The following is a 22,156-nucleotide window of genomic DNA, read 5'->3' as shown; positions in this document are numbered from 1 at the left end:
ATAGAAGATTTTTTATACTTTCAAAAACTTAAAGTGAGGTGCTGAGCATGAGTTCGTTCGATCAAACGATGAAATTTAATTTTCCCGAAGAATCTATGGAACAAGAAGTAAAGCAAACTATGCTTCATGTTCATGCGGCACTAGAAGAAAAAGGGTATAATCCGATTAATCAGATTGTTGGTTACCTGCTGTCAGGTGATCCGGCATATATTCCCCGTCATCAAGAGGCTCGTAACAAAATTCGCAAGCTTGAGCGTGACGAAATACTAGAGGAACTTGTGAAGTTCTACATTAAAAAGAATAACGAGGCATAATGATGAGAATAATGGGTTTAGATGTTGGTTCTAAAACAGTTGGAGTAGCAATTAGTGATGCACTAGGATGGACTGCTCAAGGAATTGAAACTGTAAAAATCGACGAAGAAAACGAAGAATTTGGTATTGACCGAATTCGTGAACTTGTCCAATCATATGGAGTAACGGAATTCGTTGTTGGATTCCCCAAAAATATGAACAATACTGTTGGCCCTAGAGGAGAAGCTTCTCAACGCTATAAAGAGCTATTAGAGGAGACCTTCTCATTAAAGGTAACATTATGGGATGAGCGTCTAACAACGATGGCTGCGGAGCGCTTGCTAATTGAAGCAGATGTCCGTCGCAAAGATCGAAAAAAAGTCATTGATAAGATGGCTGCGGCTATGATCCTTCAAGGATTTTTAGACCGAAAACAATTATGAGGTGAATATATTATGACAAACGAAAACGAACAAGAACAACGCAATATCACAGTGGTAGATGAAGAGGGCAACGAACAATTATGTGAAGTGCTTCATACATTTGATTCAGAAGAATTCGGTAAATCTTACGTACTTTACTACGTAATCGGTACTGAAGATGAAGAAGGCGAAGTAGAAATCTTTGCATCAGCATTCACTCCTTCTGAAGATGGTCAAGACGGTGAATTAGCGCCAATCGAAACAGAAGCTGAATGGGATTTAATCGAGCAAGTTGTAAATGAGCTTGATGAAGATATCGACGCTGAATAATTTTTAATTTAAACAAGAGGTGAAAAGCATGTCAAATGAACAAGAACACGATCACAAACATATTCATTTAATCGATGAAGAAGGCAACGAACACACATATGCCGTGCTTTATGAATTCTCAGTAGATGCTACTGAACAATCATACGTTCTTTATTATGAAGAGGGCGTTGCAGAGGGTGAACAAGTAGAAGTTTTCGCTGCTAAAACTATATTATCAGAAGACGGTGAACTTGAATCGATTGAAGAAATCGAAACAGATGAAGAGTGGGATATGGTAGAAGAAGTATTGAACACGCTTGACGCTGAATTCGGTGAAGAGTAATCTGTAAGCCTTTATGAAAGCGGAATGGTTTTTTCATTCCGCTTTTTCTTTATGATAATAGTTTAAATAAGTAATAGGAGGACAGCTAGTGGACCAGGAATCTCAAAAAAAAGCAATGTTAGATAAAATGAAAGAACACAAAAAGGAAGTAAAAACCGTTCGGAAAATTGTTTTAATTATTGCTTTAATCGTTATTGTTGTTACAGCTATAATTGGTACAAGCGTGTATTTTTATGTATCTAGTGCATTAAAACCTGTTGATCCTGATTCAAATAAGTCAGTGAAGGTTGAAGTGCCAATTGGCTCTACGCTCGATTCTATCGCTACCACGCTTGAGAAAAAGAACGTCATTAAAGATGCTAAAGTTTTTAAATACTACACAAAATTTAAAAATGAATCAGAGTTCCAAGCTGGCTCATATAAATTAACAAAATCAATGACGATCGATGAAATTATTCAAAGTTTGAAAACAGGTAAGGTCTATCGTCAACCAGCTTTCTCTCTCATTATTCCAGAAGGTTTGACTCTAGATCAAATTGGCAATCGAGTCGCTAAGGGGACGCAGTATTCTTCAGAAGAATTTATGAAGCTTGTAACAAGCAAATCTTTCGTTAAGAAGATGAAAGCGAAATACCCAGAACTGATTACGAAAAAAGTAAGCAATAAAAATATTCGTTATGCACTAGAAGGTTATTTATATCCAGCAACCTATGCATTTTTTGAAGAAGAACCTTCTTTAGAAGAAATTGTAGATCAAATGATTGCTCAAACAAATACTGTTGTAACGCAATATAGTGAACAGTTAAAAGAAAAAGGTATGTCTGTTCATGAATTTTTAACATTTGCATCATTACTTGAACGTGAAGCTACAGCTAAAACTGACCGAGAAACAATCGCAAGTGTTTTCAATAACCGACTTGAAGCGGGTATGCCGTTACAAACAGACCCGACAGTTTTATATGCATTAGGTGAGCATAAGAACCGTGTCTTATATAAAGACTTAGAGGTAGATCATCCTTATAACACATATAAAGTGAAAGGTTTACCACCTGGACCGATAGCAAATGCAGGTAAAGAATCATTAGATGCGGCAATTAGCCCAGCTGAAACACCATACTTGTATTTCTTAGCGGATAAAAATGGTATCAATCATTTCGCTGAAAAGTACGAAGAACATCTAAAGAATGTTGACAAATATATTAAGTAACGAACTGTAGAAGAAAAGCATCACTCGCTTTTCTTCTATTTTCATGATAATATAAAGTGTATTTTTGATACTTAAGGAGCTATGAAAGTATGAACATTTCGGATTCATATATTCAAACCTTCATCCAACCAAGATCAGAATTGCTAATGGAAATGGAGCGCTTCGCTGAAGAGAACCATGTACCAATTATGCAATTACCTGCAATCGAGATATTGCTTCAAATGCTGCGTATACAACAGCCATCATCTATATTAGAAATAGGGTCGGCCATTGGCTATTCCGCTATTCGTATGGCAGAGACATTACCACAATGCCAGGTTGTGACGATTGAACGTGATGCCCAACGCATTCAACATGCAAAACAATTTATCGCACAATCGGTTGCTAAAGAGAATATTGAGTTACTTGAAGGGGATGCGTTAGAAGTGGATGTGGAAAGTAATCATCCAACTTTTGATGCTGTTTTTATTGATGCGGCAAAAGGTCAGTACCAACGCTTTTTCGACAAATATAGTCCCCTAGTTCGTTCTGGCGGTATACTATATATCGATAATATGTACATGCATGGCCTATCAAATTTAGATATGAAGGAAGTACCAAGAAGAAAAAGAACAATGATCCGTAACCTACATCATTTTGCAGACTGGATTATTAATCATCCTGATTACAAATCCACATTCTTCCCAGTAGGGGACGGTTTATTGATATGTATAAAGAGGTGACCATTCATGAAGAAACCTGAATTACTCGTTACACCACAATCTGTTGAGCATGTTGAAGCACTCATCCAAGCTGGAGCGGATGCTTTTTTAATAGGTGAACAACAATTCGGTCTACGTTTAGCAGGTGAATTTTCAATAGAACAAGTAGCTGCAGCAACTGAGAAAATTCATGCAGCAGGAAAAAAAGTATATGTAGCGATGAATGCTATTTTCCATAATGACAGAGTAGACGCACTTGCACCATATATGCGAAAATTAGCGGAAATTGGTGTAGATGCAATCGTTTTCGGTGATCCTGCTATGATTATTGCACGACGTGAAGCAGATGTGACGATTCCGCTACATTGGAGTCCGGAAACTATTGCAACAAACTGGTTCCAAGCTGACTATTGGGGTAAACGTGGAGCAAAGCGTACAGTTTTAGCTCGAGAGTTAAGCATGGATGAAGTAATTGAAATTAAAGAAAACACAAAATTTGAAATCGAGGTACAAGTTCATGGTATGACTTGTATGTTCCAATCAAAACGTTCATTACTGGGTAACTATTTCTTATATCAAGATAAAGCAATGGAAGTTGAAAATCGTAAAGAAAATCGTAATATGTTCTTACATGATGACGAACGTAATAACAAATATCCAATTTATGAAGATTTAAATGGTACACACATTTTCAGTCCGAATGATTTGTGTATTATTGATGAATTAGATGAGTTATTTGAAGCAGGAATTGATTCATTTAAAATTGAAGGTGTACTGCAATCACCTGAATATGTTGTTACTGTGACAGAATGTTACCGTAAGGCAATCGATGCTTATGCGGAATCAGCTGACAGCTATTTCGATATTAAAAATGACTTATTAGCAAAAATTGAAGAAATTCAACCAGCAATTCGTCCATTAGATACTGGATTCTACTTTAAGGAAACAGTCTATTAAGAAAGGAGAGGTTCACTTTGACAATCATACAAAATGATCGTATCAGCGAAATCATTGATGGCAAAAGAGTCATTGTGCGAAAACCTGAATTATTGGCACCAGCAGGTAGCTTAGAGAAATTAAAAATAGCTGTACACTACGGTGCAGATGCTGTTTTCATCGGCGGACGCGAATTTGGTTTACGTTCAAATGCAGGCAACTTCTCCATTGACGAAATGCGTGAAGGTGTTGAATTTGCAAAAAAATATGGTGCTAAAATTTATGTCACAACAAATATCTTTGCGCATAATGAGAACATGGACGGTCTTGAAGAATACTTACGTGACCTAGAATCAGCAGGTATTACGGGTATTATCGTGGCGGATCCACTTATTATTGAAACATGTCGTGAAGTAGCACCAAAAATTGAAATTCATTTAAGTACACAGCAATCTCTATCCAACTGGAAGGCAGTACAGTATTGGAAAGAAGAAGGTTTACACCGAGTTGTATTAGCTCGTGAAACAAGTGCTGAGGAAATCAAGCTAATGAAAGAAAAAGTGGATATCGAAATCGAGTCTTTCGTTCATGGTGCAATGTGTATCGCCTATAGTGGCCGTTGTGTGTTATCTAACCATATGACAGCACGTGACTCTAACCGCGGTGGTTGTTGCCAATCATGCCGTTGGGATTATGATTTATATGAAGTAGAAGATGGCGTTGAAAAACCATTGTTTACTGAAAATGATGAAGCATTTGCTATGAGTCCAAAAGACTTAAAACTAATCGAATCTATTCCGAAAATTATTGAGCTTGGAATCGATTCATTAAAAGTAGAAGGTCGTATGAAGTCCATTCATTACGTAGCAACAGTTGTGAGCGTATATCGTAAAGTAATGGATGCATACTGTGCAGACCCAGATAACTTCAAAATCGATAAAGCTTGGTTAGAGGAACTAGATAAATGTGCTAATCGTGAAACAGCTTCATCTTTCTTTGAAGGAGAGCCAAGTTACGAGCAACAAATGTTTGGAGAGCATGGTAAACAAACGAAATATGATTTCGTCGGTATGGTGCTTGATTATAATAAAGAAACAAAAATGGTTACATTGCAACAACGTAACTTCTTCAAACCAGGTGATGAAGTGGAATTTTTCGGTCCTGAAATTGAAAATTTCCGAGTAACACTAGATGAAGTTTGGGATGAGGATGGCAATGCACTAAACGCAGCACGTCATCCGTTACAAATTGTTCGCTTTAAATGTGAACAAGAATTATTCCCACATAATATGATGCGTAAGGAGACCCGATAATGAGTAAAAAACGTCCTGTTGTAATTGGGATTGCCGGTGGTTCGGGTTCAGGGAAAACGAGTGTTACACATGCTATTCATGATGTATTTAAAGAACACTCTGTTGTTGTTATTGAACAAGACTATTATTATAAAGACCAAAGTCATTTAGAGTTTGAACAACGTTTATCTACAAACTATGATCATCCTAATGCCTTTGATACAGATTTATTAATTGAAGATGTCAAACGTCTATTAAATAGACAAGCTATAGAAAAACCAGTGTATGACTATGCACTACATACACGTGCAAAAGAAACAATTCATATCGAACCACAAGATGTAATTATTTTAGAAGGAATTTTAGTTTTAGAAGATGAACGTCTACGAGAATTAATGGATATTAAATTATTTGTGGATACTGATTCCGACTTGCGAATTATTCGTCGAATAGTTCGTGATATTAATGAACGTGGCCGCTCAATCGATTCTGTAGTTGACCAATACTTATCTGTTGTCCGTCCAATGCACAATCAATTCATCGAACCAACGAAGCGATATGCTGATATTATCATCCCTGAGGGTGGTCAAAATGAAGTGGCAATCGATTTAATGGTTACAAAAATTAAAACAATTCTTGAATCTGAAACTATTGTGTAATATGATATTTATGGATTGGCAATATTTTCATAAAAACTATGTCGCATTCTTTTCATAGAAGCGGCATAGTATTTTTATTAAGTAGTGAATTATCTAAGGAGTGAAATACTTTGTCAAATGAAAAACAATACCCAATGACAGCTGCGGGTAAACAGAAATTACAAGATGAATTAGAGTACTTAATCTCAACGAAACGTAAAGAAGTAGTAGAGCGTATTAAAATAGCTCGTAGTTTCGGCGACCTTTCTGAAAACTCTGAGTATGATGCAGCGAAGGATGAGCAAGGATTTGTTGAAGGTCGTATTACGATTCTTGAAGCAATGATTCGTAATGCTGTTATCATCACAGAAGACCAACAGAGTAATGATTTTGTAGCAATTGGTAAAACGGTTACATTTTTAGAGCTTCCAGATGGCGATGAAGAAACATACACTATCGTAGGTTCTGCGGAAGCAGACCCAATCGAAGGTCTTATCTCAAATGACTCACCAATCGCTAAAGGTCTTCTTGGCCGTAAAGTCGGAGAAGAGTTAAAAGTTACTACTCCTGGTGGAGACATGGACGTACGTATCATTACAATCAAATAAAATAATTATGCAAAAAGGCTTATTCTAAATGGATAAGCTTTTTTTGTTTGGGACAATGAAACAATTCGTGTTACGATATAGGAGAGATTTTACATAGGGGGAATCAAAATGGCTGAGACGAAACGTCGATACAACCCACAACCTAATCGACCACAAGATAAAAAGAAAAAAATGGATAAAGTATTAAATGGACTTATTGGTGTCGTTGTACTACTTATACTTGTAGTAGCGACTATGATTATACTAGGTGACAAATCGGATGACAAAGACACTGCAAAAGAGACGGATAATATACAGCAAGAAAAACCTGTTATTAAACAACCTGTAGAAGAAGAGGAAGACGAGTCAGACGAGCCGGAAGAACAAACGGAAGACAATGATGAAGAGAATAATAATGTAGAAGATAATAATGTAGATGATTCTACTAGTACTGAAGAAGATACAGAGAGTAATAACTCAGTAGATCAAACACAAACAGATAGTAACACTTCTACAGATAACAACTCAAATTCATCAGAGGATAAAACAAATAGCTCAACAGCGAAAAAAGAAGATTCGGATGATCCAATTGTCAAAGAAGTCATCAAAGACTCTAACTGGAAACCAACTGCCACAGCTCAAAAGGAATCAGGTGCACAACATAATTCTAGTTACGATTCTAATTCAACAGACTGGAAAGAGAAGGTAGCTACGCTTGCTTCCACAACCGGTTTAAATGAAGATGAAATGATTGTTTGGTATCTTAAAAATGGTGGAAGTCCTGATACAGCAATAGGGACTGTTTCATCAAAAGATAAAAAAGATAAGTACCGTGTTTATATGAAATGGGTAAAGAATAAAGGCTGGAAACCAACGAAAATGGAAGTACTTAATACTTTACCAAATGGAAATTAATAATCTCTTTTAAGAAATTGAAAAGGCGTCATCCTCACTCTTGACGGATGGACGCCTTTTGTTTTATGTTTAGAGAAGTGTCGAAAAAAGAAAGGCGGAGAATTATGAAAATCGCAGTTATTGGTGCAATGGAAGAAGAAGTAGAACTTCTACGTGCAACACTTGAAAATACAACTTCAACAACAATCGCAAACAGTGAATATACAACAGGTACATATAAAGGGCATGAGGTTATTTTACTTAAAAGTGGAATTGGTAAAGTCAATGCAGGGATGTCTACGACAATTCTATTGCATCAATTCAAACCTGATGTGGTAATTAACACAGGTTCAGCAGGTGGCTTTGATGAGAACTTAGAAGTTGGAGCTGTTGTTATCTCTGATGAAGTACGACATCATGATGTAGATGCTACTATCTTCGGTTATGAAATGGGTCAAGTACCACAAATGCCTGCTGCTTTTAAATCAGATGAGAAACTGCGCAAAGTTGCTGAGGAAGCCGTAGCAGAGCTTGGAGAGCATCAATTTGCAACAGGGCTTATTTCAACAGGCGATTCATTTATGAACGATCCTGAACGTGTAGCGCTTGTTAAAAGCCATTTCCCTCAAATGAAGGCAGCTGAAATGGAAGCGGCAGCAGTAGCGCAAGTGTGTCATCAATTCGGTACACCATTCGTTGTTATACGAGCTTTATCTGATATTGCAGGTAAAGAATCGAATATTAGTTTTGAGGAATTTTTACCAGTGGCTGCAAAACATTCAACTGAAATCGTATTACGCGTTATTGAAAAGCTTTAATGTTCACAATTACGCCTACTATTTGACAGAAGTTGTTCATATATCATCAAATCTAAAGAACATCCTAATGGTAAAATAGTTGTAGGGATGCTACACATTAATCTAGGGATGTTAGGGGGATTTGGCATGGTATTTTTAATGGCAGGAGCAATGGCGATTACGGCGATTGCTAGTTTAATTATTACAGCTGAAACAACTGACTAACTAAAATAACTTGTAAGCTCTCTCTGAGAAGCCTCTCAGAGGGAGTTTTTTTCATGTTTAAAATATTGATAGAGTTTAATCAATGCACGTTTTTCAATACGAGAAACGTAACTTCTAGAAATACTTAGTTTTTTTGCAATTTCTTTTTGAGTCAAAGGTTCAAAGGTACCTAATCCATAGCGATTTTGAATGATTTCAAGTTCCCGTTCATCCAATTTATCGAGATGTCTATATAAATGCTGTTCCTCCTCTTGTTGTTCAATCTGTACATCAGTTGGTCGTTCATCACTTTGTAGTAAGTCTGTTATTTCTAATGCGTTACCGTCTTTATCAGTACCTATTGGTTCATATAAAGAAACATCTTTTTGTACTTTTTTCTGAGCTCTTAAGAACATCAGTATTTCATTTTCAATACAGCGTGCGGCATAAGTAGCTAAGCGTGTTTTCTTATCCGGTGTAAAGCTACTAACAGCTTTCATTAAACCAATGGTACCGATTGAAATGTAATCATCAAGTTGCTCGTGTTTCGGATGAAATTTTTTCACGACATGGGCGACAAGACGCATGTTTCTTTCGACAAGTTCAAGTTTCGCTTGTTCATCGCCTGCTAAATAGCGCTCCAAACAAAGGGCCTCTTCTTCCTTTGAAAATGGTTGAGGGAACGCCTGACCTTTCAAGTAGCCGACAAGTGTAGGTATTTCCATCCAAAATTGGATGATGGCGGTTAATAAAGTACTCATTTCAGACATCCTTTCTGTCATCGTTCACCAATATATGACAGCATGTGGTTGTCTAAGTACGTAAAAAAGCGCCCAATTTAATTGGACGCTTTAGACATTTCTTTAAACTTTTTTCAAAGAAAAAGTACTTATCATTAAAATAGATAAAATCGGGAACAAAAACATGTAGAATACCGTTGAAAGTATAGATATAAAAAAGAATGAGGCAGTTAAGATAGCACCTGCTGCTGTAATAGGCAGGCCAGTGAAAAAGCCATTCGATTCTGTAATGTTGAAACGGGCTAGTCTAAATGCGCCGCAAGCCATATACATGACAGTCACTACCATTCCGACTGTGCCAAATTGGCTCACTACCACTTCGTACATTAATAACGCAGGGGCAACGCCGAATGATATAATATCACTCATCGAATCAAGTTGTTTACCTAATGCCGATTCCTGGTTATATTTTCGTGCTACTTTTCCATCGTAGCGATCTAGCAGGGCAGCTATAAAAATAAATAACACACTGTATTCGTATGATTCATTGATGGTAGCCATAATTGACGCACCACCAAAAGATAGATTTCCAATAGTGATTAAGTTTGCTAAATGTGATTTCATTTTTTTAACTGTGGTATCCACCATGTGAAGTAAAAACAATGGACAACACTCCTTTGTTATTCAGTATTAGAACATTATACTTCTTTTATAAGTTTCCGTAAATCTTTTTCGAAATGGAGGACAATGCATGATGAAAGAAAAACTTTATCAAAAAGCAATTGAACTAACGAATGGTAAATGGTCTTCGGTGCTATTAAAACGCTTTACCACATCGGCTATAAGTAAGAAGATAATACCGTCCTATATTGATATATACGATATTGAAACGGGCGAGGTTTCAAAAAACATGCAATCTTTTACGAGTTTACATGATTTCTTCACACGTAAACTTGTGTCAGAAGCAAGACCAATTGATCAAAATCCAGAAATGTATGTAAGTCCTGTTGATGCAAAAATTGAATCGTTTGGAACGATTGAAAATAATACATCGTTTTTTGTTAAAGGGAAAACCTATGATTTAGTTGATCTTTTAGGTAAGGAAGAGCATGCGAAAACATTTGAAAATGGCCAATATATTGTCTTTTACTTAAGTCCTAGAGATTATCACCGTATTCATAGTCCGATTGATGGGAAAGTTGTTCGCCAATATATACTTGGTGCGAAGTCATATCCAGTTAATGGCACTGGTCTTACATATGGTGATAAGCCGATTTCTGGCAATTATCGTAGTGTTACAGAGCTAAAAACGAATAACGGCTCGCATTGTGAAGTGATAAAAGTTGGTGCAATGTTCGTAAATTCTATTCAATTGACGAATACGTCAGACATTTGGGAAAAGGGCGAGGAAGTTGGTTATTTCACTTTCGGTTCGACAGTTGTCATGATTTTTGAAAAGAATCGTGCTGCATTCCTTGAAAATGTTGTGAAAGATGGACGGATTCGTGTGGGAGAAGCGTTCGCACATATGTTATAATCGATAAAGTGAATTAAAGAGAATACGTCTAGTTTAGTGAGTAAACACTAAATAACGTTGACTATGATAGATAAGGGGAACATGATTTGTATAACTTTTTAATGCCAAAAGAATTTGTCACATCTATTTACGAAATTACACCTGACAAACTAAAGCAACTTGGTGTTCGCGGAATTATTACAGATTTGGATAATACACTTGTCGAATGGGATCGTCCAGATGCGACAGAAAAGCTAATCGAATGGTTGAAAACAATTCGTGAAGCAGGTATTCAAGTAATGATCGTTTCAAATAACAAAGAGCTTCGTGTAAAAGCATTTGCAGATCCGTTAGAGCTACCATATATCTTTAATGCTCGTAAGCCTATGGGTAATGCGTTTAAGCAAGCTTTAATAAGACTGAGTATGCAGCACCATGAAGTTGTCATGGTAGGCGATCAAATGCTGACTGATGTCCTTGGTGGAAATCGTCTTCGCATACACACTATTCTTGTGAAGCCAGTTGCACTTTCTGATGGCTTTGTCACACGCTTTAATCGCATGGTCGAAAGACGTGTCTTTAATTATTTGAAAAAACATGGTGTCAAAACTTGGGAGGAATAAATAAATGAATGAAATGCCAAATTGTATCGGCTGTGGAACAATTATTCAAACAGACGATTCAAAAGCGCCAGGTTATGCACCGGCTTCATCTCTTGAAAAGGAAAGTATCATCTGTCAACGATGCTTCCGTTTGAAAAATTATAATGAATTACAACCGGTAGCATTAACGGATGATGATTTCTTACGTATTTTAAACGGTTTAGGCCAACAAAATGGCTTAATCGTTAAAATTGTTGATATTTTTGATTTCAATGGAAGCTGGTTACCGGGCTTACACCGTTTTGTAGGTAATAACCCTGTATTATTAATTGCCAACAAAGCCGATTTACTACCAAAGTCAGTGAAAAAACAAAAAGTTGTTAACTGGCTAAAGCAAGAGGCGAAGAAATTAGGATTAAAACCAATTGACGTTATGCTTGTGAGTGCACATAAAGGAATGGGCATGCAAGAAGCAATGGCTGCTATCGATGAATATCGTCGTGGACAAGACGTATATGTAGTTGGTTGTACGAATGTTGGTAAATCAACTTTTATAAACCGTATTATTAAGCAAGCAACAGGTGAAAAAGAAGTGATTACGACATCTTATTTCCCTGGAACAACTTTAGATATGATTGAAATTCCTTTAGAGGATGGTAAAGCAATCTTTGATACTCCAGGAATTATTAATCATCATCAAATGGCACATTATTTAGATCCGTCTGAACTTAAATATATTATGCCAAAAAAAGAAATAAAACCAAAAGTATTCCAATTAAATGAAGGCCAGACATTATTTGTTGGTGCATTAGCACGTTTTGATTTCATACAAGGTGCTCGTGCTGCATTCACTGTTCATATTGCAAATGATTTACAGATTCATCGTACAAAATTAGAAAAAGCAGATGACTTATATGAAACCCATAGAGGTGAGTTATTAGCTCCACCTTCTGAAAAGTATATCGATCAATTGCCAGAGTTAGTGCGTTTTGAATTCTCTATTAAAGAAGCGAAAACAGATATCGTCTTTTCTGGTTTAGGTTGGATAACCGTTCAAAATGCTAATGTTGTCATTGCAGCATATGCTCCTAAAGGTGTGGAAGTTCAAATTCGTCCATCTCTTATTTAGGAGGATTTTGATATGAAAAAATGGTTTGCAGTTATTGGGGATCCTATCGAGCATTCGATGTCTCCAGCAATGCACAATCAATGGTTCTCAGAAGAAAATTTAGATGCAGCTTATTTACCAATCCATGTGTTACCTGAGCAATTAGAAGACGCTATAAAGTCTTTGGAAATGCTTGGAGCTAGTGGGTGGAATGTGACAATTCCGCATAAAACTGCCATTATCCCATTTCTAGATGAGCTTGATACAATGGCGAAAAAAATGGGTGCTGTGAATACGGTTGTTCGACAAGCGGATGGCAAATTAAAAGGCTATAATACAGATGGTCTAGGTTTTGTACGTTCACTGGAAGAAGCAATTGGCGACACGCACCGTGATGGCCGGGTGCTCTTAATTGGAGCTGGTGGTGCAGCGAGAGGTATTGCCTTTGCGCTGCAACACACTGGTTATCAAACGATTACGATTGCCAACCGCACCGTAGCGAATGCAGAACAAATCTGTCAGGAGTTAGGTAGTAGTGCAAATGCAATTACACTAAAGGAAGCAGAAGCAACTTTAGGTGATTATGATATTTTAATTCAAACAACACCAGCTGGTCTGAAAAATGGTTCATTACAACTGCCATTTGAACTAGATCAGCTCTCAACTAAAGCAATTGTGGCGGATATTGTGTATAATCCTTTAATGACGCCTTTTTTACAGGCGGCAGAACAACGCGGGGCAACCGTGGTGACAGGATTAGGAATGTTCGTTCATCAAGGTGCTTTAGCATTTAATCATTGGTTAGGACAGTTTCCGAATACGACTTCTATGAAAGAGTCGTTAACGGAGCAATTAGGAGGAAATAATGTTAACAGGTAAACAAAAACGTTTTTTACGTGCGGAAGCACATCATTTAAATCCAATTTTCCAAGTAGGTAAAGGCGGAGTGAATGACGCATTAATTAAACATATTAAAGAAGCAATTGAAGTACGCGAATTAATGAAAGTTCGTATTTTAGATAACTGTGAAGAAGATAAGCATGAAGTAGCAGAAGCATTAGCTAAAGGTGCTCGTGCAGAACTTGTGCAATTAATTGGATTAACAGTTGTATTATATAAAGAATCTCGTGATAACAAACGTATTGAATTACCAAAATCTAAATAAGGATTTGGTTTTATGCGACGAATTGGTTTATTAGGTGGTACGTTTAATCCACCTCATAATGGACATTTAATAATGGCAAATGAAGTATATGATGCACTTGGGCTAGATGAAGTAAGATTCATGCCTAATGCTATACCACCTCATAAGCAAACGACTAACGATGCCACGGCTGAAGACCGTCTGAAAATGACGGAGCTTGCTATTGCTTCATATGAGCACTTTAAACTTGAGCCTTTTGAGATAGAGAGTGGTGGCATTTCATATACGTATGAAACAATGAGGAAGCTAACTGCAAGTGAACCTGACTGTGAATTTTATTTTATAATCGGTGGCGATATGATAGATATGCTTGATCACTGGTATAAAATTGATGAACTACTTAAGCTTGTGAAGTTCGTTGGTGTTAAACGTCCTCATTCGAAAGCAGAAACAACATACCCTGTGCAAATAATAGATGCGCCACTTATTGAGTTATCATCAACTATAATTCGTGAGCGTGTGAAGACAAATCGCACAATTACTTTTTTAGTACCAACAGAAGTTGAACAGTATATACGAGAGGAAGGGTTATATGGAGCGCGATGAATTATTATTAGCGATGAAAGACCGTATGCCCGAAAAACGTTATATCCATACAATTGGTGTTACTGAAACGGCAATTACATTGGCAGAACGCTTTGGGAACGATCCGAAAAAAGCTGAAACGGCAGCAATTCTTCATGATTCATGCAAGTATGCTGATCGAGATTGGATGAAATCGAAAATTATCGATAAAGAGATGGATCCCACTCTATTAAAATACCATCATGAACTTTGGCATGCACCAATGGGAGCTTATGTTGCGAAAAAAGAATTTAATATAGAAGATCAAGACATTTTAAACGCCATCTCCTACCATACAACAGGACGTAAAGGAATGAGCGATTTAGAGAAGATTGTCTATATTGCAGATATGATAGAACCAAATCGTCGATATCCTGGTGTAGAAGACTTACGTGCTGCTGCAAAAGGTGACGATTTAAACGAAGTGATGATTGCGTGTATACGTCATTCCATCATGTTTTTAATAAATAAAAATCAGCCGGTATATCCGGATTCATTCAAATGTTATAACGATTTGATGTTAAAGAGAGGACAAGTGAAAGAATGACTAAAACTTTACTACAACTTGCATATAAAGCGGCAGACGACAAACGTGCGGAGGATATCGTCGTAATGAATATGCAAGGAATTTCACCATTAGCAGATCATTTTATCGTTTGTCATGCCAATTCTGACCGTCAAGTGCAAGCAATTGCACGTGAAATGGTAGATGTAGCACAAAAAGAAGGCTATGAAGTAAAACGTTTAGAAGGTTTTGACGCAGCTCGCTGGATATTAGTAGATATGGGTGATGTTGTGGCACACGTATTCCACCGCGATGAACGTACTTTTTATAACTTGGAACGCTTATGGGGAGATGCTCCATTCGTCAATGTTGATGAGCTATGAGTAGTTACCAGCGTTTTGCCGAAGTATACGATACATTAATGACAGATATCCCTTACGATCAGTATGTAGATTGGGTAGTGAAACATGCGCCGAGTACAACAGCACCTAAATTATTGGATGTTGGTTGTGGTACTGGCATAATGGCTGCAAAATTTGCACGACAAGGATATACTGTTAGTGGTGTTGATTTATCGGAAGAAATGCTAGCGATTGCAAGTGAACGCTTTATGAAAGAACAACTTGCTATACCACTGTTTTGTCAATCAATGGATGAGCTAGATGGCTTTTCTGATTTAAATGTTGTCACAATTCCGATTGATTCTCTAAACTATTTAGAGGATGAAGAGGCTGTAGTGGCTACATTTGAACGCATTTATGCGGCACTTTGTGATGGTGGTCATTTATTTTTTGATGTTCATTCATTATTCAAAATGGATGCTATTTTCTTAGACGGTCCATTTACGTATGATGACGGAGAAATAACTTATATTTGGGATACAGAGGCAGGGGAAGCCCAGCATTCAGTACACCATGATATGACGTTTTATGTACAAGCAAATGAGCAACTTTTCGAACGATTTGAAGAGTACCATTACCAACGTACATTCCCTGTTGAGCAATATGTTAAATGGCTTAGTGACGCTGGATTTTCCGATGTGTCAATTACAGCAGATTATTCGGAAGAAGCTCCAGATGCAGAATCTGAACGAATATTCTTCCATGCTGTGAAATAAACTCTTTTCAATTACAAAAAAATACTATAATATGGAATTAGCTTCGTATGTTATGCCTTCTGAAAAGAAAGGATGGTGCGGACTAATTCCTACTTTTTTGAAGCAGTATGGCAAAAAGTATCTCCTCCCAGGGATCTTAATTTTGTCGTGTTTTTTTTATTTCTACTTCTCCCAAAACCAGTCGGACACTCCCCAAACCGACATTTTCGAAACAATCCCAGAAAAAACAAAAACGGAAGAACCATCAAATACAGAGCAACAAGAGTCACAAAACATTATTGCAGATACATCTATTATTGTGGATGTCAAAGGTGCTGTCAAAAACCCTGGTGTCTACTCATTATCTGCAGATAGTAGGGTGATTGATGCAATTTTACTTGCTGGAGGCTATTCAAAAAATGCCGATTCAGTAAGTATCAACCATGCCCAGAGGTTGCAAGATGAAATGGTTATTTATGTACCCAAAATAGGTGAGGAGCCTTCGGAAGTACAAGCGATTGCTAGTGTTCAACAATCGACATCAATTCCATCTACTCAATCAGGTAGTGTAAGTCAAACTGGTAGTCAGTCAGATAAGGTCAATTTAAATACGGCTGATGAAGCAGCACTTATGACTTTAAACGGAGTCGGCCCTTCAAAGGCAAAAGCGATTTTAAGTTATCGTGATGAAAGCGGTCCTTTTAAAACGATAGAAGATCTAAAAAATGTCACAGGAATTGGCGATAAAACGTTCGAAAATTTACGCGACTTTATTACTGTTCAATAGATGGTCCATTGACGGTTCTAGTTGGTTATGGCTAAATTTATAGTAGAACGATTTATTCAGGAGGCATTCATATGGAGCGTATTACTTGGGATCAATTTTTCATGGCACAAAGCCATTTATTAGCATTAAGAAGTACATGTACAAGGTTAGCTGTTGGTGCGACAATTGTGCGTGATAAACGTATTATTGCAGGGGGCTATAACGGTTCGATTTCTGGAGATGATCATTGTATCGACAAAGGATGTTATGTTGTAGATAACCATTGTGTTCGTACAGTGCATGCAGAGACAAACGCATTATTGCAATGTGCAAAATATGGCACATCAACAAATGGAGCAGATTTATATGTGACGCATTTCCCTTGTCTCCCTTGTACAAAATCTATTATTCAATCAGGAATTCATAATTTATATTACGCAACGGATTACAAAAACAACGAGTATGCTATTGAATTGTTTAAGCAAGCTGGCGTTAATGTGGTACATGTTCCTTTTGATGATCGTAAGATTGACTTCTTAAGCAATGAAAAAATGGCACTGTACGTCGAACTATTAAATAAGTTACGTGACAGTGGTGCTTCAAATGAGGAATTGGCACCTTTTGAAGAGAAGGTGAAAGAACTATTTGGCTTACAAATATCCGACATAAAATAATCTATTTTGCTTTGCCGATTCTATTAGCAACTATTGCTGCTCATGAATCGGTAAAGTTACTATTTATACTAATCCCCTATAGTATTTGTCTATATCTAAAAAAAGAAAAGATAGCCATAATACTATGTATCATTGTTGTTACTCTCTCCTCTTATAGTTATTTCTCACATATTTTATCTGCAAGACTTACCCCTATTCCAAATGAAATAAATATTACTTGGACCGATCAATATAAGGTGAATGGACAAAAGCTAAGAGGCTTTGCAATATTACCAAATGGTCAAAAAGTATATATTATTTTCACTCTCCAATCAGAACGGCAAAAGAAGAAATTTGAAGAGCAATCATTAAGTGGTACAGTTTTTCAAGTTTCAGGAGAATTAGTTGACCCTTCGATGCCTGCACATCGTTACGCTTTTTCTATGGCAAAATATATTGAAAGCAATAGTGCGCAAGGTATTTTTGAAGTTAAGAGTTTTCGATTTGTGAAAAAAGAAAATTCACTCTCTACATTTTTCGCAGAGCAAAGGTTTAAAGTGAAAAAACATATAGAAAATACATTTCCAGAAAGTTTAGTAGCTGAAGCACAGTCGCTTTTAATTGGTGAACGTGAAAATGTCGATATGGATGTTGAGCGGGCGTATCAGAAACTTGGTATAACACATCTATTTGCTATCTCAGGTTTGCACGTTGGGCTCGTTTCGATGCTTGTGTATGAATTATTACTGAGATTGCGTATTCGCAGAGAACATGCGACGTGGGTTCTTATTATAGCGTTACCTATTTATGCTTGCTTAGCAGGTGGTGCGCCTTCTGTTTGGCGGGCGGTGTCGGTCGTAGAGCTTGTAATGATAAGTAGAATTGTCTCGAATCATTTAGCAACTGATGATGCTTTAGCATTGAGTTTTATTGGGTTTGTACTATTGCAACCAAGTGTAGTATTTCAAATTGGCTTTCAGTTATCTTATTTAGCGACTCTCTCGTTATTATTTTCGGGTCATATATTTTCTTTAGCTAGAAATACGTGGCAAAAATCATTTGCGATTACCTTTGTTTGCCAGCTACTCGTCTATCCATTGCTTTTATATCATTTCTTTGAAATCAGCTTGTCGTCATTCATTACAAATATCTTTTTTGTCCCGTTATTTTCATTTGTTGTGCTGCCAGTAAATTTATTATTATTACTGCTAACATATATGGCAAATCCTTTAGCTCGGCTTTGTTTTGTCATTTATGAACCTGCTCGCGAGTTATTGTCCGAGGTTATTATGTGGTTACAGGCTATCCCATATCAAATGTGGGCTCCTGGAAGACCCTCTTTCTGGCTCCTACTTTTAGCATTTGTTAGTGTCGTCACAGTATTAATACAGGTAGAACAGAGGAAACATTGGTTTCTTATTACTTTAACACTTTTATTTCCTGCATTTTTAATTCATGAAAGTCCTTCTTGGCATAGAGATTTAAAAATTATATTTTTAAGCGTTGGACAAGGAGACTGTACCATAATTGAATTACCGTTTCGTAAGAAAATTTATGTCATAGACACAGGGGGAGTACTGAGGTTTGATCAGGAGGCATGGAAGGAGTCTAGAAAGCCTTATGAGGTTGGGAGAGGGATTGTTGTTCCTTATTTAAAAGGAAGTGGTATACGGGCTGTAGATACGCTTATATTAACACATGCTGATGCAGACCATGCTGAAGGTGCTGAAGAAGTTATGGAAGAAATTCGAGTAAAGGAGATTCATGTATCCCCAAATTCTTGGCAAAAATCAGTTATGAAAGATGTTGTAGACTTTGCACAAAAGGAGCGTATTCCAATTCGTGAGCAAATGGCAGGGAGAAGTTGGGTGCAAGGAGACACTACATTAACTTATTTATCTCCAAATGATTTGATTTATGAAGGCAATGACGATTCTCTTGTTTTACTGTTACAACATTCAAGTTTTCAAGCTTTGTTCACAGGTGATTTAGAACAATCAGGGGAAATGACCTTGGTAGATAATTATACAGAATCTATTTCAGATATGGACATTTTGAAAGTGGGGCATCATGGCAGCAAGACGTCTTCAACTGAACCATTCTTAAATTTAGTACAGCCCCGTTTATCGATATTTTCTAGTGGGTTAAATAATCGCTACGGTCATCCGAATAAGGATGTTGTTGCAAGGTTTGAAGAGATGAAGTTACCAACTTTAAATACAGCAGAAGTGGGGACAATTGAGGTAACGGTTACCAAGAATGGATTTATAGTTTTTAAAACAATAGATCTGTACAAACAGAAAAAGACATCATCAAATTGATAATGTCTTTTTAACTGTATCTTATAGAGCTGCGTAATCGATGACAGTCGCAATGATGAAAATAAGTGCGAAAAATACGAATGATACGCCAAAACCTACTCCTGAGTCGATTGCGTCGTTACGCTTTGATTGAACGTTTTCTTCAAATGGATTCATTGCTACCCCTCCTAATTCTCATTAATTATACGGTATGCCTATTAAAAAAGCTATATTGAAAAGGTAAAAATAGATGCCTGCTCTAGAATGACACAATTTGTTCAAACTCACAAAATGAGAAAATTACGGTATACTATAAGCAATGTCAATTAGAGGTGAGACTATGTTTTCAACATTATGGAAAAGTATAAAAAAGGGAGATTTACAGCCAGTCTATTTACTTGCAGGCGTAGAGTCTTATTTTATAGATGAAACAATCAGGCGTATTAAAACGAAACTTGATGAAGATGGAGATATTGAAACAATCACTATTGATTTGGATGAACAACCAGTTGATTATGTGATAGATGAATCTGATACGATCCCATTCTTCTCAAGCCAAAAACTAATCATTGCAAAAAATGCATCGTTCTTAAAAGCAACAGAAAAGGGTAAAGAGAAAATTGACCATGATTTAAAACGCTTAGAAAAATGGCTAGATCATCCGTCAGATACATCGATTACAATTTTCATTGCACCTTATGAAAAACTAGATGAGCGTAAAAAAGTAACAAAGTTAATGAAAGATAGAGCTGTTTACATGCTTGCTGAAACACCGAAAGAAAATGATTTAATGGTTTGGGTGCAAAATGAAGTAAGTCAGAAACAAAAAACAATCGACCAAGATGCTATTAGTAAATTAATCGAGCTAGTAGGTATGGACATGCTTCATTTACAGTCAGAGATAGAAAAATTGAGCTTATATTTAGGTAATGAAAATACAATTACGCAAGCTCTAGTCGAGGAAATGGTTGCGAAAACGCTTGAGCAAGATGCTTTTAAGATGCTCAATGCTTATTTACACAGAGATGTTTCTAGTGCTTTAACGATTTACCATGATCTTATTCGTCAAAAACAAGAACCAATTGCTCTAGTAGCTTTACTTGCATCCCAGATTCGTTTAATGTCGAATGTTTATTATTTACTAAAAAAGGGATATCATTCGCAACAAATTGCGAAACAACTAAAGGTCAATCCTTATCGAGTTAAACGAATAGTTGAAGAGCGTCGAAAAATTTCAGAGGATAGTTTACTAAAAGCATTATTTGGATTAAGCGAAGTTGATTATCAGTTAAAAACAATGAGCGGTCGGAGAGAACGCTATTTAGAATTATTTATGATGAGACCAATATAACAGAAAAGCATTCACATTTGAGAGTGCTTCAATTTGTCGACAAAAGGCATTTAGAATAGTCATATTCTGAATGTCTTTTGTTATTTTATATGTTTTTTTATTTAAAATATCTTCTTTTTATATCTGGATTATTTTTAATCAAGGTATTTTTTACAAGGTGGCGACTCCTGCGGGAAAAGCGGGACAGTCAAGACCCTGCAGGAGCGTAGCGACGAAGCGACTTGGCGCCCGCTCGCGGAAAGCGTCCACCGCAGCGGAAATCATTGGTCTTATCTGTTAAGTATAAAAAATGGACCGTTGATAAAAGCGTATTTCTTCAAGTATGTCTAATATGCCCCTAATATAGCTGATACTGCAATACTCCATACAATCAAAAGAAATGATGTTGTAAGCCAAAATGTATTTTTAGCAGTTTTTTCATCTCTCTTTATTTTTTTTAGGATTGCCACGAGATTTAGACAAAAAATAATGCTTAAAATTGGAGTTAAGTAAAGACTAATGAATAAAAAAGTTATATCCATGCATAATACCTTCTTTCCAAATAAGTCTCTAAAACCGTACTAAGTGCCTTTAGGTAATGACTTGGTAGGTACAGTATAGTGTTTATTATAACAATATTTCCTTTTATTGAAAGATTTGTGGTAAATGGTTAATTGGAGTTTGCTACGAAGTTGTTAGTTGTGGGTATTTCGATAACAGCAATTTGCTTTAATGTAATTCTTATAAAATATTTAAATTTTAAACACAAAAAAAGACTAGAGAAATATCTCTAGTCCCTTTGAATCCATTATGGATTAAGCTTTTTTCATTAAACGAGCTTTTTGACGAGAAGCTGCGTTTTTGTGGATTAAGCCTTTAGATGCTGCTTTATCTAATGATTTAACAGCTACGCTTAAAAGTTCTTTTGCGTTATCTTCTTTAGCAACTAAAGCAGTTTCAGCTTTTTTCACAGCAGTACGCATAGCAGATTTCACTTGCGAATTTTGTGCATTAACTTTTGCGTTAGTTTTTACGCGTTTGATAGCAGATTTAATATTTGGCATTAACTTTCACCTCCTAAAAAGGATCGAGATGAGTAAATTCTCAACTGTTTCAAGTGTCTATACAACAGTCATCATTTTAGCAAAT

The 22,156-nt window shown here is 36.6% G+C and carries 29 protein-coding genes; 25 read left to right on the top strand and 4 right to left on the bottom strand.

Annotated features, from left to right (window positions below; translation table 11 throughout):
• Positions 1-47 precede the first annotated feature (47 nt).
• The 12 genes from AMD00_RS07655 to mtnN all read left to right on the top strand — a co-directional run bounded on the left by AMD00_RS07655 (position 48) and on the right by mtnN (position 8,440).
• Positions 48-314 carry an IreB family regulatory phosphoprotein gene (locus AMD00_RS07655; RefSeq protein ID WP_038187270.1) on the top strand — a complete coding sequence of 89 codons (267 nt, stop codon included), beginning with the start codon at positions 48-50 and terminating at the stop codon, positions 312-314.
• A 2-nt stretch (positions 315-316) separates the two neighbouring features.
• Positions 317-736 (top strand): Holliday junction resolvase RuvX, encoded by a 420-nt coding sequence (gene ruvX, locus AMD00_RS07650; RefSeq protein ID WP_053416434.1) that lies wholly within the window; start codon positions 317-319, stop codon positions 734-736.
• 12 nt (positions 737-748) lie between these two features.
• Positions 749-1,045 (top strand): DUF1292 domain-containing protein, encoded by a 297-nt coding sequence (locus AMD00_RS07645; RefSeq protein ID WP_038187264.1) that lies wholly within the window; start codon positions 749-751, stop codon positions 1,043-1,045.
• Positions 1,046-1,073: 28 nt separating this feature from the next.
• Positions 1,074-1,367: a DUF1292 domain-containing protein gene (locus AMD00_RS07640; protein WP_038187247.1), complete on the top strand. Its 294-nt coding sequence runs from the start codon at positions 1,074-1,076 to the stop codon at positions 1,365-1,367.
• A gap of 88 nt (positions 1,368-1,455) precedes the next feature.
• A complete protein-coding gene (mltG, locus tag AMD00_RS07635; protein WP_211258622.1) occupies positions 1,456-2,574 on the top strand; it encodes an endolytic transglycosylase MltG in 1,119 nt (372 codons plus the stop codon).
• An 89-nt stretch (positions 2,575-2,663) separates the two neighbouring features.
• The gene (locus AMD00_RS07630) at positions 2,664-3,296 is read left to right on the top strand and encodes an O-methyltransferase (RefSeq protein ID WP_053416433.1); all 633 of its coding nucleotides are present in this window, start codon (positions 2,664-2,666) and stop codon (positions 3,294-3,296) included.
• A 6-nt stretch (positions 3,297-3,302) separates the two neighbouring features.
• Positions 3,303-4,232 carry a peptidase U32 family protein gene (locus tag AMD00_RS07625; protein WP_053416432.1) on the top strand — a complete coding sequence of 310 codons (930 nt, stop codon included), beginning with the start codon at positions 3,303-3,305 and terminating at the stop codon, positions 4,230-4,232.
• A 17-nt stretch (positions 4,233-4,249) separates the two neighbouring features.
• Positions 4,250-5,524: a peptidase U32 family protein gene (locus tag AMD00_RS07620; protein ID WP_053416431.1), complete on the top strand. Its 1,275-nt coding sequence runs from the start codon at positions 4,250-4,252 to the stop codon at positions 5,522-5,524.
• Positions 5,524-6,162 (top strand): uridine kinase, encoded by a 639-nt coding sequence (gene udk, locus AMD00_RS07615; protein ID WP_053416430.1) that lies wholly within the window; start codon positions 5,524-5,526, stop codon positions 6,160-6,162. The genes AMD00_RS07620 and udk overlap by 1 nt, the downstream gene beginning before the upstream one ends.
• A gap of 110 nt (positions 6,163-6,272) precedes the next feature.
• Complete coding sequence (gene greA, locus AMD00_RS07610; protein ID WP_053416429.1) at positions 6,273-6,749, top strand: transcription elongation factor GreA; 477 nt, start codon at positions 6,273-6,275, stop codon at positions 6,747-6,749.
• Between the two features lie 108 nt (positions 6,750-6,857).
• Positions 6,858-7,643: a YrrS family protein gene (locus tag AMD00_RS07605; protein ID WP_053416428.1), complete on the top strand. Its 786-nt coding sequence runs from the start codon at positions 6,858-6,860 to the stop codon at positions 7,641-7,643.
• 104 nt (positions 7,644-7,747) lie between these two features.
• Positions 7,748-8,440, top strand: coding sequence for a 5'-methylthioadenosine/S-adenosylhomocysteine nucleosidase (gene mtnN, locus AMD00_RS07600; RefSeq protein ID WP_053416427.1), 693 nt, complete (start codon positions 7,748-7,750; stop codon positions 8,438-8,440).
• 239 nt (positions 8,441-8,679) lie between these two features.
• On the opposite strand, the gene sigK is transcribed toward mtnN, so the two are convergent.
• Together sigK and pssA are read right to left on the bottom strand one after the other, a co-directional pair.
• The gene (gene sigK / locus AMD00_RS07595) at positions 8,680-9,384 is read right to left on the bottom strand and encodes an RNA polymerase sporulation sigma factor SigK (RefSeq protein WP_053416426.1); all 705 of its coding nucleotides are present in this window, start codon (positions 9,382-9,384) and stop codon (positions 8,680-8,682) included.
• Between the two features lie 102 nt (positions 9,385-9,486).
• Entirely contained in the window at positions 9,487-10,026 is a 540-nt protein-coding gene (pssA, locus tag AMD00_RS07590) for a CDP-diacylglycerol--serine O-phosphatidyltransferase (protein ID WP_193740525.1), read from the bottom strand.
• A 91-nt stretch (positions 10,027-10,117) separates the two neighbouring features.
• Between pssA and AMD00_RS07585 the strand changes: the two genes are divergently transcribed.
• From AMD00_RS07585 to AMD00_RS07530, 12 genes are all read left to right on the top strand, one after another.
• Entirely contained in the window at positions 10,118-10,900 is a 783-nt protein-coding gene (locus tag AMD00_RS07585; RefSeq protein ID WP_053416811.1) for a phosphatidylserine decarboxylase, read from the top strand.
• 86 nt (positions 10,901-10,986) lie between these two features.
• Positions 10,987-11,502, top strand: a complete 516-nt coding sequence (locus tag AMD00_RS07580) for a YqeG family HAD IIIA-type phosphatase (protein ID WP_053416425.1) — start codon at positions 10,987-10,989, stop codon at positions 11,500-11,502.
• 4 nt (positions 11,503-11,506) lie between these two features.
• Complete coding sequence (gene yqeH, locus AMD00_RS07575) at positions 11,507-12,610, top strand: ribosome biogenesis GTPase YqeH (protein WP_053416424.1); 1,104 nt, start codon at positions 11,507-11,509, stop codon at positions 12,608-12,610.
• Between the two features lie 12 nt (positions 12,611-12,622).
• The gene (gene aroE / locus AMD00_RS07570) at positions 12,623-13,468 is read left to right on the top strand and encodes a shikimate dehydrogenase (RefSeq protein WP_053416423.1); all 846 of its coding nucleotides are present in this window, start codon (positions 12,623-12,625) and stop codon (positions 13,466-13,468) included.
• Positions 13,455-13,754 (top strand): ribosome assembly RNA-binding protein YhbY, encoded by a 300-nt coding sequence (gene yhbY / locus AMD00_RS07565; protein WP_053416422.1) that lies wholly within the window; start codon positions 13,455-13,457, stop codon positions 13,752-13,754. Before aroE ends, yhbY begins: the two co-directional genes overlap by 14 nt.
• Before the next feature lie 12 nt (positions 13,755-13,766).
• Positions 13,767-14,339, top strand: coding sequence for a nicotinate-nucleotide adenylyltransferase (locus tag AMD00_RS07560; protein ID WP_053416421.1), 573 nt, complete (start codon positions 13,767-13,769; stop codon positions 14,337-14,339).
• Positions 14,326-14,904, top strand: a complete 579-nt coding sequence (gene yqeK, locus AMD00_RS07555) for a bis(5'-nucleosyl)-tetraphosphatase (symmetrical) YqeK (protein ID WP_053416420.1) — start codon at positions 14,326-14,328, stop codon at positions 14,902-14,904. The genes AMD00_RS07560 and yqeK overlap by 14 nt, the downstream gene beginning before the upstream one ends.
• Complete coding sequence (rsfS, locus tag AMD00_RS07550) at positions 14,901-15,245, top strand: ribosome silencing factor (protein ID WP_053416419.1); 345 nt, start codon at positions 14,901-14,903, stop codon at positions 15,243-15,245. Before yqeK ends, rsfS begins: the two co-directional genes overlap by 4 nt.
• On the top strand, positions 15,242-15,979 hold the full coding sequence (locus AMD00_RS07545; protein WP_053416418.1) for a class I SAM-dependent DNA methyltransferase: 738 nt from the start codon (positions 15,242-15,244) through the stop codon (positions 15,977-15,979). Before rsfS ends, AMD00_RS07545 begins: the two co-directional genes overlap by 4 nt.
• A gap of 31 nt (positions 15,980-16,010) precedes the next feature.
• Positions 16,011-16,745: a helix-hairpin-helix domain-containing protein gene (locus tag AMD00_RS07540; protein WP_245639458.1), complete on the top strand. Its 735-nt coding sequence runs from the start codon at positions 16,011-16,013 to the stop codon at positions 16,743-16,745.
• Between the two features lie 71 nt (positions 16,746-16,816).
• Positions 16,817-17,398: a ComE operon protein 2 gene (locus AMD00_RS07535; RefSeq protein WP_038187191.1), complete on the top strand. Its 582-nt coding sequence runs from the start codon at positions 16,817-16,819 to the stop codon at positions 17,396-17,398.
• An 11-nt stretch (positions 17,399-17,409) separates the two neighbouring features.
• Positions 17,410-19,698, top strand: coding sequence for a DNA internalization-related competence protein ComEC/Rec2 (locus AMD00_RS07530; RefSeq protein WP_245639457.1), 2,289 nt, complete (start codon positions 17,410-17,412; stop codon positions 19,696-19,698).
• Positions 19,699-19,719: 21 nt separating this feature from the next.
• Here AMD00_RS07530 and AMD00_RS22835 read toward each other — a convergent pair whose 3' ends face one another.
• The gene (locus tag AMD00_RS22835) at positions 19,720-19,854 is read right to left on the bottom strand and encodes a YqzM family protein (RefSeq protein WP_038187184.1); all 135 of its coding nucleotides are present in this window, start codon (positions 19,852-19,854) and stop codon (positions 19,720-19,722) included.
• A gap of 163 nt (positions 19,855-20,017) precedes the next feature.
• On the opposite strand from AMD00_RS22835, the gene holA reads away from it, so the two are divergent.
• Entirely contained in the window at positions 20,018-21,028 is a 1,011-nt protein-coding gene (gene holA, locus AMD00_RS07525) for a DNA polymerase III subunit delta (RefSeq protein ID WP_053416416.1), read from the top strand.
• A gap of 794 nt (positions 21,029-21,822) precedes the next feature.
• Here holA and rpsT read toward each other — a convergent pair.
• Positions 21,823-22,071 (bottom strand): 30S ribosomal protein S20, encoded by a 249-nt coding sequence (gene rpsT / locus AMD00_RS07515; protein ID WP_038187177.1) that lies wholly within the window; start codon positions 22,069-22,071, stop codon positions 21,823-21,825.
• Positions 22,072-22,156: the final 85 nt, after the last annotated feature.

The sequence above is a fragment of the Viridibacillus arvi genome (assembly GCF_001274945.1).
Taxonomy (GTDB): Bacteria; Bacillota; Bacilli; order Bacillales_A; family Planococcaceae; genus Viridibacillus; species Viridibacillus arvi.
The sequence above is the reverse complement of the archived record's forward strand: the minus strand, read 5'-3'. Positions and strand labels throughout refer to the sequence as shown.

Excerpts from the sequence above, each read along its gene's own strand:
- yhbY (WP_053416422.1), top strand. The coding sequence starts at position 13,455 with ATGTTAACAGGTAAACAAAAACGTTTTTTACGTGCGGAAGCACATCAT.
- AMD00_RS07540 (WP_245639458.1), top strand. The coding sequence starts at position 16,011 with ATGGAATTAGCTTCGTATGTTATGCCTTCTGAAAAGAAAGGATGGTGC.
- AMD00_RS07625 (WP_053416432.1), top strand. The coding sequence starts at position 3,303 with ATGAAGAAACCTGAATTACTCGTTACACCACAATCTGTTGAGCATGTT.
- ruvX (WP_053416434.1), top strand. The coding sequence starts at position 317 with ATGAGAATAATGGGTTTAGATGTTGGTTCTAAAACAGTTGGAGTAGCA.
- AMD00_RS07630 (WP_053416433.1), top strand. The coding sequence starts at position 2,664 with ATGAACATTTCGGATTCATATATTCAAACCTTCATCCAACCAAGATCA.
- AMD00_RS07655 (WP_038187270.1), top strand. The coding sequence starts at position 48 with ATGAGTTCGTTCGATCAAACGATGAAATTTAATTTTCCCGAAGAATCT.
- holA (WP_053416416.1), top strand. The coding sequence starts at position 20,018 with ATGTTTTCAACATTATGGAAAAGTATAAAAAAGGGAGATTTACAGCCA.
- yqeH (WP_053416424.1), top strand. The coding sequence starts at position 11,507 with ATGAATGAAATGCCAAATTGTATCGGCTGTGGAACAATTATTCAAACA.
- udk (WP_053416430.1), top strand. The coding sequence starts at position 5,524 with ATGAGTAAAAAACGTCCTGTTGTAATTGGGATTGCCGGTGGTTCGGGT.
- rpsT (WP_038187177.1), bottom strand. The coding sequence starts at position 22,071 with ATGCCAAATATTAAATCTGCTATCAAACGCGTAAAAACTAACGCAAAA.
- AMD00_RS07560 (WP_053416421.1), top strand. The coding sequence starts at position 13,767 with ATGCGACGAATTGGTTTATTAGGTGGTACGTTTAATCCACCTCATAAT.
- mtnN (WP_053416427.1), top strand. The coding sequence starts at position 7,748 with ATGAAAATCGCAGTTATTGGTGCAATGGAAGAAGAAGTAGAACTTCTA.
- AMD00_RS07605 (WP_053416428.1), top strand. The coding sequence starts at position 6,858 with ATGGCTGAGACGAAACGTCGATACAACCCACAACCTAATCGACCACAA.
- AMD00_RS07585 (WP_053416811.1), top strand. The coding sequence starts at position 10,118 with ATGAAAGAAAAACTTTATCAAAAAGCAATTGAACTAACGAATGGTAAA.
- AMD00_RS22835 (WP_038187184.1), bottom strand. The coding sequence starts at position 19,854 with ATGAATCCATTTGAAGAAAACGTTCAATCAAAGCGTAACGACGCAATC.
- AMD00_RS07640 (WP_038187247.1), top strand. The coding sequence starts at position 1,074 with ATGTCAAATGAACAAGAACACGATCACAAACATATTCATTTAATCGAT.
- AMD00_RS07645 (WP_038187264.1), top strand. The coding sequence starts at position 749 with ATGACAAACGAAAACGAACAAGAACAACGCAATATCACAGTGGTAGAT.
- aroE (WP_053416423.1), top strand. The coding sequence starts at position 12,623 with ATGAAAAAATGGTTTGCAGTTATTGGGGATCCTATCGAGCATTCGATG.
- AMD00_RS07535 (WP_038187191.1), top strand. The coding sequence starts at position 16,817 with ATGGAGCGTATTACTTGGGATCAATTTTTCATGGCACAAAGCCATTTA.
- yqeK (WP_053416420.1), top strand. The coding sequence starts at position 14,326 with ATGGAGCGCGATGAATTATTATTAGCGATGAAAGACCGTATGCCCGAA.
- sigK (WP_053416426.1), bottom strand. The coding sequence starts at position 9,384 with ATGAGTACTTTATTAACCGCCATCATCCAATTTTGGATGGAAATACCT.
- rsfS (WP_053416419.1), top strand. The coding sequence starts at position 14,901 with ATGACTAAAACTTTACTACAACTTGCATATAAAGCGGCAGACGACAAA.
- AMD00_RS07545 (WP_053416418.1), top strand. The coding sequence starts at position 15,242 with ATGAGTAGTTACCAGCGTTTTGCCGAAGTATACGATACATTAATGACA.